General features: G+C 73.9%; 7 protein-coding genes. All 7 read left to right on the forward strand.

Annotated elements, in window-relative coordinates:
- Nucleotides 1–42: 42 nt before the first annotated feature.
- The 7 genes from EV562_RS00715 to EV562_RS00745 all read left to right on the forward strand — a co-directional run bounded on the left by EV562_RS00715 (nucleotide 43) and on the right by EV562_RS00745 (nucleotide 11726).
- Entirely contained in the window at nucleotides 43–1359 is a 1317-nt protein-coding gene (locus EV562_RS00715) for a nucleotide sugar dehydrogenase (protein ID WP_133884647.1), read from the forward strand.
- Nucleotides 1340–2638 (forward strand): glycosyltransferase family 4 protein, encoded by a 1299-nt coding sequence (locus tag EV562_RS00720; protein WP_208298261.1) that lies wholly within the window; start codon nucleotides 1340–1342, stop codon nucleotides 2636–2638. Before EV562_RS00715 ends, EV562_RS00720 begins: the two co-directional genes overlap by 20 nt.
- Nucleotides 2635–4002 carry a Wzz/FepE/Etk N-terminal domain-containing protein gene (locus tag EV562_RS00725; RefSeq protein ID WP_133884648.1) on the forward strand — a complete coding sequence of 456 codons (1368 nt, stop codon included), beginning with the start codon at nucleotides 2635–2637 and terminating at the stop codon, nucleotides 4000–4002. The genes EV562_RS00720 and EV562_RS00725 overlap by 4 nt, the downstream gene beginning before the upstream one ends.
- Complete coding sequence (locus EV562_RS00730; protein WP_133884649.1) at nucleotides 3999–5528, forward strand: Wzz/FepE/Etk N-terminal domain-containing protein; 1530 nt, start codon at nucleotides 3999–4001, stop codon at nucleotides 5526–5528. The genes EV562_RS00725 and EV562_RS00730 overlap by 4 nt, the downstream gene beginning before the upstream one ends.
- A gap of 3 nt (nucleotides 5529–5531) precedes the next feature.
- Nucleotides 5532–7466 carry an asparagine synthase (glutamine-hydrolyzing) gene (asnB, locus tag EV562_RS00735; protein WP_133884650.1) on the forward strand — a complete coding sequence of 645 codons (1935 nt, stop codon included), beginning with the start codon at nucleotides 5532–5534 and terminating at the stop codon, nucleotides 7464–7466.
- A gap of 106 nt (nucleotides 7467–7572) precedes the next feature.
- The gene (locus EV562_RS00740) at nucleotides 7573–9771 is read left to right on the forward strand and encodes a bi-domain-containing oxidoreductase (protein ID WP_208298262.1); all 2199 of its coding nucleotides are present in this window, start codon (nucleotides 7573–7575) and stop codon (nucleotides 9769–9771) included.
- Nucleotides 9768–11726 carry an alginate lyase family protein gene (locus EV562_RS00745; RefSeq protein ID WP_133884651.1) on the forward strand — a complete coding sequence of 653 codons (1959 nt, stop codon included), beginning with the start codon at nucleotides 9768–9770 and terminating at the stop codon, nucleotides 11724–11726. Before EV562_RS00740 ends, EV562_RS00745 begins: the two co-directional genes overlap by 4 nt.
- Nucleotides 11727–11751 lie beyond the last annotated feature (25 nt).

An 11751-nucleotide genomic window follows, 5' to 3' on the forward strand; every position in this document is an offset into this window, starting at 1 on the left:
GATCGCAGGCCGTCGGGGTCTGCCTGGGGGGAGGAACGGGTCATGAGAGTCAGTGTTTTCGGCCTGGGCTACGTGGGCTGCGTGTCGGCCGCGTGCCTGGCCGGTATGGGGCACGAGGTCGTCGGGGTGGACGTGAACCAGGTGAAGGTCGCCCTGGTCAACGACGGCAGGGCGCCGGTGGTCGAGGAGCGCATCGGCGAGCTGATCGCCGAGGTCGTGGGCACCGGGGCGCTGCGCGCCACCACCGACGTCCGTGAAGCGATCAGGGAGAGCGAGATATCCCTGGTCTGCGTGGGCACTCCGTCGGAGCCCAACGGCAGCCTGTGCACGACGTACTTGGAGCGGGTCACCGAGGAGATCGGCACCGCGCTGGCGGAGCGCGGCGGGCGGCACACCGTGGTGTTCCGCAGCACCATGCTGCCGGGCACCTGCACCGACCTGCTGGTGCCGATCCTGGAGAAGTACGTCGGCGGCACGGCGGGGGTGGACTTCGGGGTCGCGGTCAACCCGGAGTTCCTGCGCGAGGGCACGAGTGTGCGCGACTTCTTCGACCCGCCGAAGACCGTCGTCGGCGAACTCGACCCGGCGAGCGGCGACGCGGTGCTGGCGCTGTACGACAGCCTGCCCGGCGAGGTGTTCCGGGTGCCGGTCGCCACCGCCGAGGCGATCAAGTACGCGGACAACGCCTTCCACGGCCTGAAGATCGGCTTCGCCAACGAGCTGGGCGCGGTGTGCCAGGCGCTCGGGGTGGACTCGCACCAGGTGATGGACGTGTTCCTGGCCGACCGCAAGCTGAACATCAGCCCCGCGTACCTGCGCCCCGGCTTCGCCTTCGGCGGCTCCTGCCTCCCCAAGGACCTGCGCAGCCTGGTCCACGCGGCGCGGCGGGCCGACGTCTCCGTGCCCATCCTGTCCCATGTGCTGCCCTCCAACACCGCGCACCTGGAGCGCGCGGTGGAGCTGGTGGAGCGCGCGGGCAAGCGCCGGGTGGGGCTGTTCGGCCTGTCCTTCAAACCCGGCACCGACGACCTGCGCGAGAGCCCGCTCGTCGAGCTGGCGGAGCGGCTCTTCGGCAAGGGGTACGACCTGAAGATCCACGACGCCAACGTGAGCCTGTCCCGGCTGCTCGGCGCCAACCGCGAGTACGTCGAGAACCGGCTGCCGCACCTCGCGCAACTGCTCGCGGACTCCGTCGACGAGGTCCTGGACCACGCCGAGGTGTGCCTGGTGGGGACCAGGGACCCGGCCGTGCTGGCGGCGCTGCCCCGTGGCGGCGGCCCGTTGCTGATCGATCTCGTCCACCTTCCCGACGCCGACGCGCGCCGGGCCGAACCGGGGTATGTGGGCCTTGCCTGGTGACACGACGTCCGGTGGCGCGCCGCTCGGCGGCGCCGGCGACCGGCCGGGACGGCGCGCGCTGATCCTGGTGGAGAACCTGTCGGTGCCCTTCGACCGGCGGGTGTGGCAGGAGTGCACGACGCTGCGCGACGCGGGCTGGGAGGTCCACGTCGTCTGTCCCCGCGGGACCACGCGGGACACGGAGGCGGAGACGGAGATCGACGGTGTCCGCATCCACCGCTACCCGTTGCGCGCGGCCACCGGGGGTCCGGCCGGCTACCTGCGCGAGTACGGGGCGGCGCTCTGGCACACGGCCCGGCTGGCCCGCAAGGTCGGCCCGGTGCACGTGGTCCACGCCTGCAACCCGCCCGACCTGCTGTTCCTGCCGGCTCTGTGGCTCAAGCGGCGCGGCTCGCGGTTCGTCTTCGACCAGCACGACCTGATACCTGAGCTGTACCTCTCCCGGTTCGGCCGCGGCAAGGACCTGCTGTACCGCGCGGTGTGCGCCCTGGAACGGATGACGTACCGGGCGGCGGACATCGTGCTCGCCACGAACGAGAGCTACAAGGACGTCGCGGTACGCCGTGGCGGCCGCCGCCCGGAGGACGTCTTCGTGGTGCGCAGCGCCCCGGCGACCGACCGGTTCCAGCCGGTGCCGCCCGAGCCGGGGCTGAAGCGCGGCAAGCCCCATCTGCTCTGCTACCTCGGCGTCATGGGCCCTCAGGACGGTGTCGACTACGCGTTGCGGGCCCTCGCAAGGCTGCGGGACGAGCTCGGACGGACCGACTGGCACGCGGTGTTCGTCGGCTCGGGTGACGCGTTCGAGGCGATGGTGGAGCTGTCCCGGTCGCTCGGACTGGCCGACCGGGTGCAGTTCACCGGACGCATCCCGGACGCCGACCTGGTGCGCTACCTCTCCACGGCGGACGTGTGCCTCTCCCCCGACCCGCGCAATCCGCTCAACGACGTGTCGACCATGAACAAGGTCCTGGAGTACATGGCGATGGGCCGGCCGATCGTCTCCTTCGACCTGCGGGAGGCGCGGGTCTCCGCCGGTGACGCCGCCGTCTACGCGCCCGCCAACGACGAGACCGCGTTCGCCCGGCTGGTCGCGCAGTTGCTGGACGACCCGGACCGGCGGGCCCGGATGGGCAAGATCGGCGAGGAACGGATCAACGGTCAGCTCTCCTGGCGGAACTCGCAGGCGTCGCTGCTCGCCGCGTACGACGCCGCCTGCCGCGGTCGCGTACCGGGACCGACGGGCACGGCGGACAAGGCAAGGAGAAGGCCGCGCAGTTGAGCGATGACACGATACGCCTGGTCACGGTCGGGCGGATTCTCCGTCGACGGTGGCGGCTGCTCGCCGTCCTCGTCGTGGTGGGCGCGCTCGCCGGCTACGGCGTCTCGTCGCTGTTCCCGCCGCGCTACACGGCGTCCGCCTCGGTCCTGCTGCCGGGGCAGTGGGAGCAGCGCGAGCTGCTCACCCAGGTGGAGATCGCGACCAGTTCGTCGGTGGTCGACCGGGCGGGTGACACCCTGGGCTGGAGCGGCGTCAGCGACAGCGAGCTGCGCGACCGGGTGAGCGCCGAGATGGCGGACGGCAACATCATCAAGATCTCCGGGACCGCCGACACCCCGGAGCGTGCGCAGCGGCTCTCCGACGAAGTGGCCCAGCAGTTCGTGACGTACGCGGCGCGCATCGCGAACGGCACCACCGATCCCGACGGGGCGACGGGACCGGAGGCGCTGCGCCGGCAGGTGAAGCGCACCAACGAGCGCATCACCGACCTGGCCGAGGCCGCCGACCCGGGGCAGACCGTGGAGAGCGTGCAGGCCCGCACGGAGCTGGAGAAGCTGCGCACCGCGCTGCAGGACGCCATGGAGAAGCTGGAGGAGACCGACCAGGCGCACGGCAGGGGCAGCATGGTCGTCATGGGGCCGTCCCCCCGTCCGACCGGCGAGGCTCCGCCGACGCGGACGCAGCTGGTCGGCGGCGGGGCGCTGCTGTTCTTCGTGCTGGCGGTCGTCGGCCATCTCGCCGCCGCACGGGTGAACCGGCGGCTGCGCCTCGAACCGGAGATCGTCGCCGCGCTGGGGGCGGCGCTGCTGGGGACCGTCGACGTACCCGCCGAGCGGCGCGCGGGCCGGCCGAAGGCCCGTGGTGCGCGGGCGCGTTTGCGTCGGCTGCTGGGCGTCGACACCCGGTGGGACCTGCCGGTGCCGTCGGCGTCCGGCGACGAGGCCGGCCGGCGGCTCAGGTACCGGCGGGTGTGTGCCCGCCTGCGGGAGCGTGCGCCGGCCCTCCGACGGCTGCTGGTCGTCGTACCGGACGACGACGAGGTCGCCCGCCGGGCCGCCGGGCAGCTCGCCGACGAGGCCGCGGGCGACCCGCTGCTGCGGCTGGTGGAGGTGTCGGTGCCCCGGCCGATGGTGCCGGACCGCGGCACCGAGTCTGGTGTCCTGGTGGTGCTCAGCGCGGGCGCGCGGACCGCCGAGGAACTCGCCGGTGTCGCCGAGGCGTGTGCGGACGGCGGGCACGAGGTCGTCGGCGTCGTGATCGCCGAAGCCGTCCGGGCCCGTCCGGCGGAGCCGGTCCGCCGGCCCGTGGAACCCGTCGTCGCGGCGGCCCCGGTGCCCGACCACGCGACGGGAGGCTCCGCATGACGACGAGTACGGCCGACCGGTCGTCGGCCTCCGCTCCCCTGCTGGACCTGCACTCCCTGGTGGTGGCGGTACGCAGGCGGCGCCGTCTGTGGGGCGCCCTGGCCCTGCTCGGTCTGCTGGCCGGCGCCGGCGTGGCGGTCCTGCTGCCGCCGCGGCCCGCCGCGGTGACCAAGGTGCTGGTCGCGCACAAGGAGGACCAGCCCAACGACACCGGAACGCTGATCCGCACCGACGTGGAGCTGCTGGCCACCACCCGGATCGCCGAACAGGCCCTGCGCACCCTCGGCTCCCGGGAGAACCCGGAAGACTTCATGCAGGACTACCGGGGCACCGGACTGACCAACAACCTGATGCAGATCGATGTGACGGGCGACAGCGACGCGGAGGCGGTGGCCCGGGCCAGGGCACTGGCCGACGCGTTCGTCGCGGACCACGTACGGCGCATGCGGAAGTCCGCCGAGGCCGAGGCGGACGCCCTGCTCGGTCAGCGCGACCGGATGCGCAAGGAACTCACCGAGGTCAACGCGGCGATCGGGGACCGCTCACCCGGGGAGGACCCGAAGGCGTCGGCGGGCATCGAGTCCCTCTACGCGCGCCGGGCCGAACTCGACTCGCGGATCGCCGAGTTCGACCAGCGCGCGGCGGAGGCGCGCACCGGCACGCCCGCGGTCGTCGCCGGCACCCAGATCGTGGACGCCCCGCACGCGGTCCGGCACTCGCTGCCCCGGACCGTGGGCACCGACGGTGCGATCGGACTCGTGCTCGGGCTGGTCCTCGGGCTCGTGCTGGCCTCGGTCGGCGCGGTGGTCGCGGACCGTCCCGTGCTGCGCCGGGACATCGCGGCGAACCTGGGCGCCTCGGTCCTCGCGGAGCTGCGCCGCGTTCCCCGCCGCTCGGCCGGACGGTGGCGGCGCCGGCGCACCCGGGCGGCACGTGAACGGCTCACCACCACCCTGGCCCGCATCGTGCGCGGCTCCGCGGAACCCGTGTCGCTGCTGGAACTGGGCTGCGCGCGGGCGACCGGCGCCATCGCCCTGGACGTCGCCGGGGCGCTGGAGGCGGACGGGCCCGTGGCCGTCGTCGACGCTCTGCCCGGCACGCCGCTCGCGGACGCCCGCCGCGGCTCCCCGGGGCCGGCCGTGCTCAGCGGTGAACGCGCCGCGGCCGAGCCGCACCCGGGGCGCCGGCTCGGCGTCGGCTCGGTCGCCCCCGGCACCGCGTGGACGGACCTGCAGTACCTCGGCACCCGGACGGTGCTCGTCGTGCGGGCCGGGCACGGCAGCGCCGCGTGGCTGCACACGGTGGCGCGGCAGCTCGCGGACCAGCGCATCACGGTGCTCGGGGTGGTGCTGATCGACCCCGATCCGCGCGACCGGACCGACGGCACCCTGTGGGACGGGCCGCGCGTCGCCCCGCGCGCCCTCGACGAACGGCCCAGGCGGCACAACGGAACGGTGCGGACCAGGACGGAGCGGCCGTCGATGCCGGCCGCACGGGTCCCGGACAGCGAGCAGGAGGCGCGGTAGCACATGTGCGGCATCGCAGGCACGTACCACTGGCCGGACGGAAAGGCCGTGACCGACCGGCTCACCGATGTCCTCGCCCACCGCGGGCCGGACGGGGCGGGACGCTACAGCCACGCCGCCGGTGACGGCGAGGTGCAGCTCGGCCACCGCCGGCTGGCCATCGTCGACCTGTCCGGGACCGGCGCCCAGCCCATGGTGTCGGACGGGCTCGCCCTCACGTACAACGGCGAGCTGTACAACGCGCCCGAACTGCGCGGCGAGCTGGAGTCCACCGGGGTGCGCTTTCGCGGTACCTCGGACACGGAGGTGGTGCTGGAGGCCTGGCGCCGGTGGGGCACGGACTGCCTGGCGCGGCTGCGCGGCATGTTCGCGTTCGCGGTCTTCGACGAGCGCACCGGTGAACTGGTGCTCGCCCGCGACCAGCTCGGCATCAAGCCCCTGTTCCTGCTCCGGCGCGGCGGGGGCCTGGTGTTCGCCTCCGAGCTCAAGGCGCTCGCCGCGGTGACCGGCGGGAAGCTGGAGGTGGACCACGCGGCGCTGGTCGCCTCGCTGCTGTACTACTGGGTGCCGGACTCGCGGTGCGCCTTCCGCGAGGCGGAGAAGCTGCCGCCGGGGAGCTGGCTGCGCTGCCGGCCCGACGGACGGGTGGAGCGCGGCCGGTACTGGAACCTGAAGGACGTCGCCGCCGAGGGTGCGGAGCGGGCCCGCAGCGGTGAGCTGCCGGACCTCGGCGCCGTCGTCGAGGAGTCGACCCGGCACCACCTGCTCTCCGACGTGCCCGTGGCGACCTTCCTCTCCGGCGGGCTTGACTCCAGCTACCTGACCGCGCTGGCGGCCCGCCACCGGCCGGGGATCTCCGCCTACACGATCGGGTTCCGCGCCGAGGACGCCAGGTTCGAGGCGATGCCGGACGACCTGCGCTACGCCCGGCAGGTGGCCGCCCGGTTCGGCGTCGACCTGCACGAGATCGAGATCGCCCCCGACGTGCTGGACCTGCTGCCCCGGATGACGTACCACCTGGACGAGCCGATCGGCGACCCGGCCGCGATCAACACGTTCCTGATCTGCTCGGCCGCCAGGGAGGCCGGGGTCAAGGTGATGCTCTCGGGGATGGGCGCGGACGAGCTGTTCGCCGGGTACCGCAAGCACCTGGCCAATCTGCTGGCGCTGCGCTACCAGCGCGTCCCGCGGCCGGTGCGGCGCGGCGTGTCCGCGGCCGTGGACCGGCTGCCGGTCGCGACGAGGCGCCGGGGACTGCGCTCGGTGCGCTTCGCCAAGCGGTTCCTCTCCTTCGCGGACCTGCCGGAGGAGACCGCGTTCCGGCGCAGCTACACCATGTACGACCGGGAGGAGCTGCTCGGCCTGATCGACCCGGACCTGGCGGGCACGGTCGAGGACGTGCTGACGGAGCACGCGGACGTCTACGAGGACAACGAGCTCGACGACTTCGTGAACCGCATGTGCCTGGGGGACGCCCGGATGTTCCTGCCGGGCCTCAACCTCGCCTACACGGACCGCTCCAGCATGGCCGCGTCGACCGAGGTGCGGGTGCCGTTCGTGGACGTCGAGGTGGTGAGGGCGGCGTTCGCCGTGCCCGGTGACCGCAAGATCGTCGGACGGCAGGGCAAGGCCGCCCTCAAGGAGGCGGCCACCTCGGTGCTGCCCCGGGAGATCGTGTACCGGCCCAAGGGCCTGTTCAGCGCGCCGCTGCGGGCCTGGATGAGCCGGGACCTGGCGCCGCTGGTGCGCGAGGTGGTCAACGACGGCGAACTGGTCCGTTCCGGGTTCCTGCGCCGCGACGCGCTGCGGCGCCTGGTCGCCGAGGACACCGCCGGGCAGCGGGACTTCTCCAAGCACCTGTGGCACGTGCTGACCCTCGAGTACTGGTACCGCGGCGCGACCTCGGGAGTCGGCCAGAGCTCCCCGTCGGCGGTGTAGGACGCGCCGGGCGCGCGGCCCCCGCGCCCGGACGAGCGGCACAGGGACGACCGGCGCAGAGACGACGGGCACACAGACAACCGGCACACGGACAAGAGGACTTCGAGTGAAACAGGTCGTGCAGAACTACAAGAGCGGCGAGCTGGCGCTGCTCGACGTGCCGGTGCCGGGCTGCAAGCCGGGCGGTGTGCTGGTGCGGACCTCCTATTCGCTGATCTCCACCGGCACCGAGCTGATGAAGGTGTCCGAGGCCGGCATGTCGATGCTGGGCAAGGCCCGTTCCCGGCCGGACCAGGTGGCCAAGGTCGTGCAGAGCGTGGCCACCAACGGGGTGCCCGCCACCTACCGCAAGGTGATGGGCAAGCTGGACTCCTACACACCGCTCGGCTACTCGCTGTGCGGGGTGGTCGAGCAGGTCGGCACCGGGATCGACGACGTGAAGGCCGGCGACCTCGTGGCCTGCGCCGGCAACGAGCACGCGTTGCACGCCGAGCTGAACTGGGTGCCGAAGAACCTCTACGCGCCGGTGCCGGACGGCCTCGCGCCGCGGCACGCGGCCTTCGGCACCGTCGGCTCGATCGCGCTGCAGGGCGTCCGCCAGGGCGAGTCGCGGCTCGGCGAGGTGGCACTGGTCGTCGGGCTCGGGCTGATCGGGCAGCTGGTGGTGCAGCTGCTCACCGCCTCGGGCGTCCGGGTCGTCGGAGCCGATCCCGACCCCGCGCGCTGCGAGCTGGCCGAGCGGCTGGGCGCGGCGGCCTGCGGCGATCCCGCGTCGCCGGCCGTGGCGGGCGCCGTCGCCGAACTCACCGGCGGCCACGGCGTGGACCAGGTGTACCTGGCCGCCGGCGGGGGCAGCAACCAGCCCGTCGAGCTGGCCGCGCGGCTGTGCCGGGACCGCGGGCGGGTCGTCGACATCGGCAAGTGCCGCCTGGACCTGCCGTGGAACGCGTACTACGAGAAGGAGCTCGACGTCCGGTTCTCCCGCTCCTACGGCCCCGGGCGCTACGACCCGGAGTACGAGCTGGAGGGGCGGGACTACCCGATCGGCTACGTGCGCTGGACCGAGCGGCGCAACCTGGCGTGCTTCCTCGATCTCGCCGCCCGCGGCCGCGTCGACGTGGAGCCCCTGATCTCGCACACGGCCGCATTCGACGACGCCGTCGAGACGTACCGGCGTCTCGAGGACGGCGAGCTGAAGGCCGTGGCCGTGCTGTTCCGGTACCCCGGGCAGGACGCCGAGGGGCAGGCTCCGGCCGAGGCCCCGGTGGTGACCGTGCCCGCCGTGCCCGCCCCCGTGACCGGGAAGCGGAGCCCGGTCAGGGGAGCGCGGACGCCGGTGCGCCTGGCGTTCGTCGGCGCGGGGAACTACGCCGGCTCGATGCTGCTGCCCCATCTGGCACAGCGCGACGGGGTCGAGCTGTCGACGGTCGTCACCACGACGGCGCTGTCCGCGGCCAACGCGCAGCGGAAGTTCGGGTTCGCGACGGCGACGACCGACCTCGACGCGGTGCTCGGCGACGCGTCCGTCGACGCGGTGTTCGTGGTCACCCGGCACAGCTCGCACGCCGAACTGACCCGGAAGGCGCTGCTGGCCGGCAAGGCCGTGTTCGTGGAGAAGCCGCTGGCGCTCACCGGGGACGAGCTGGCCGGGGTGCTCGCGGCGGTGGAGGAGTCGGGCAACGACCGGCTGCAGGTGGGCTTCAACCGCCGGTTCGCCCCCCTGCTGCAACAGGCCGGGCAGCGGTTCGGCGCCCGCTCCGGGCCGGCGAGCCTGCGCTACCTGGTCAACGCGGGCCGGCTCGACCACGGCAGCTGGTACCTGCGGCAGGACACGGAGGGCTCGCGGTTCGCGGGCGAGGGCGGGCACTTCATCGACACGGCGAGCCGCCTGATCGGCGCCGACCCGGTCTCGGTGTACGCGCTCGCCGCGTCGGGCAACGAGGACCTTCAGGTCGTGCTGGGTTATCCGGACGGGTCCACCGCCACCATCAGCTACGTCACCACCGGCGCGTCCGGCTTCCCCAAGGAGACCCTGGACCTGGTCGCGGACGGCAAGGTGCTGCAGCTCGACGACTTCGTCCGTACCTCGGTCTACGACGGCCGCAAGAGGTGGGTCAGTTCACGGCTGCCCAAGGCCCGGGACAAGGGTCAGTCGGCGGAGCTCGCGGCGTTCGTCAGGGCGGTGCGGACCGGCGGGCCGATGCCGGTGCCGCTCCGCTCCCTGGTCGCCACCACGGCGGCCACCCTGGCGGTGCGGGCCTCGCTGGCCGCCGGCACTCCGGTGACCCTGGCGGAGGCGCGATGACCCTGAGCGCGGGCTGGTACCTGCGGCGGCTGTCCCGCATGGGGCCGCGAGAGGTCGGCGGCCGGGTGGGCGACGCGGTGCGCAGGCGGCGATGGCGTTCGGCACAGCCGGTCGCCCCGCGCGTGACCGGCGCCCGGTTCACCGCGGTACTGCCCCCCGGGACGATCGCCGCGGTGCCGCCGGACGCCGCCGAGCGCCTCGTCGCCCAGGCGGACCGGCTGATGGCCGGGAGCGTCGAGTACTTCGGTGTGCTCCGCGACGACCTGGCCGAGCCCGACTGGTGGTACGACCCGAAGACCGGGCGCCGCGCGCCGGGGGGCTACGCCTTCGACGTGCCGTACCGCGACGAGGACACGGCCGGGGACATCAAGCAGATCTGGGAGCCGTCGCGGCACCAGTACCTCACCGTGCTGGCCGCCGCCTACGCGGTCACCGGGGACGAGCGGTACGCCGAGCGGGTGGCCGAGCACCTGCGGTCCTGGTGGGCGTCGAACGCGCCGCTGCGCGGGGTGCACTGGGTCAGCGGCATCGAGCTGGGCATCCGGCTGCTGTCCTGGGTGTGGATCCGCCGGCTGCTCGACGGCTGGCCGGGCGCGCCCGCCCTGTTCGAGGACAACCCGGTGGCGCTGCGGCAGATCTGGCACCATCAGCGGTGGCTGGCCGCCTTCCCCAGCCGGGGGTCGTCGGCCAACAACCACGTCGTCGCCGAGGCCGCCGGGCAGTTCGCCGCGGCCTGCGCCTTCGGGTGGTTCCCCTCCTCCGCGCGCTGGCGGGACGACGCGCTGCGCTCGCTGGAGCGGCATCTGCGCGGCAACACGTTCCCCTCCGGCCTCAACCGCGAGCTGGCCACCGAGTACCACGGGCTGGTGCTGGAACTCGGCCTGGCCGCGCTGGCGGAGGCGGACGCTGCCGGTGTGCCGGTGCCCGCGACGGTCCGGCTGGTGCTGCTGCGGATGACCGACGCGCTCGCCGCCGTGGTGGACGACCGGCTGCGGCCGCCGCGCCAGGGAGACGCGGACGACGGACACGGCCTGGTCGTGGACGGGGCGGGCACCGACCGCTGGGCCTCGCTGCTGGCCACCGGCGACGCCGTGTTCGGATCGCTTCCCTGGTGGCCCGAGGTGTCCGGCACCGACGTGCGCACCGGGCTGCTGGCCGCGCTGATCCTGCCGTACGCGAAACAGGGCGACGCGCCGGCCGTGACCCGCCCGGCGCGCAGGCCGGCCCATTTCGCGGATGCCGGGCTCACCGTCCTGCGCGGTCCTTCGGGCATCTGGTGCCGCTGCGACGGCGGTCCGCACGGCTTCCTGTCCATCGCCGCGCACGCCCACGCCGACGCGCTGTCCGTGGAGGTGCGGCACGACGGCGTCGAGGTGCTCGCCGACCCGGGGACGTTCTGCTACCACGGGCAGCCCGAGTGGCGGCGGTACTTCCGGTCGACGCTCGGCCACAACACCCTGGAGCTGGACGGCGCCGACCAGTCGGGCTCCGGCGGTCCGTTCCTGTGGACCCGGCACGCCCGCAGTCGCGTCCTGGCCGTGGCGGCGGCCGAGGATGGGGTGTCGCGCTGGTGCGCCGAGCACGACGGGTACGGCCCGTCCGTGCACCGCCGCCGGGTGGAGCTGACCGCGGCGAGCCGTGAGCTGCGGGTGGTGGACGAGGTGCGCGGCCCGCGCCGGGCCGTGCGCCTGGCGTTCCACCTCGGCCCGGCGATCACCGCCGACCTAGCGGGCAGCCGCGCCGTGCTCACCTGGAGCCGGGACGGCGAGGAGCGCTCGGCGGTGCTCGACCTGCCGGGCGAGCTGTCCTGGCGCGCGCATCGCGGGGAGACCGACCCGCCGCTGGGCTGGTACTCGCCGGGCTTCGGGCGCAAGGAGCCCGCCACCACGCTGGTCGGCTCCGGCTTCACCGACGGCGCACGGGGGTTCACCACCGTGCTCGGGTTTCACGGCTAGGCACAGGAACCAGGAACAGGAAGGG

The sequence above is a fragment of the Streptomyces sp. BK208 genome, assembly GCF_004364245.1.
Taxonomy (GTDB): Bacteria; Actinomycetota; Actinomycetes; order Streptomycetales; family Streptomycetaceae; genus Streptomyces.

Coding starts and splice junctions, on each gene's coding strand:
- EV562_RS00715 (WP_133884647.1), top strand. CDS start 43: ATGAGAGTCAGTGTTTTCGGCCTGGGCTACGTGGGCTGCGTGTCGGCC.
- EV562_RS00720 (WP_208298261.1), top strand. CDS start 1,340: ATGTGGGCCTTGCCTGGTGACACGACGTCCGGTGGCGCGCCGCTCGGC.
- EV562_RS00730 (WP_133884649.1), top strand. CDS start 3,999: ATGACGACGAGTACGGCCGACCGGTCGTCGGCCTCCGCTCCCCTGCTG.
- asnB (WP_133884650.1), top strand. CDS start 5,532: ATGTGCGGCATCGCAGGCACGTACCACTGGCCGGACGGAAAGGCCGTG.
- EV562_RS00745 (WP_133884651.1), top strand. CDS start 9,768: ATGACCCTGAGCGCGGGCTGGTACCTGCGGCGGCTGTCCCGCATGGGG.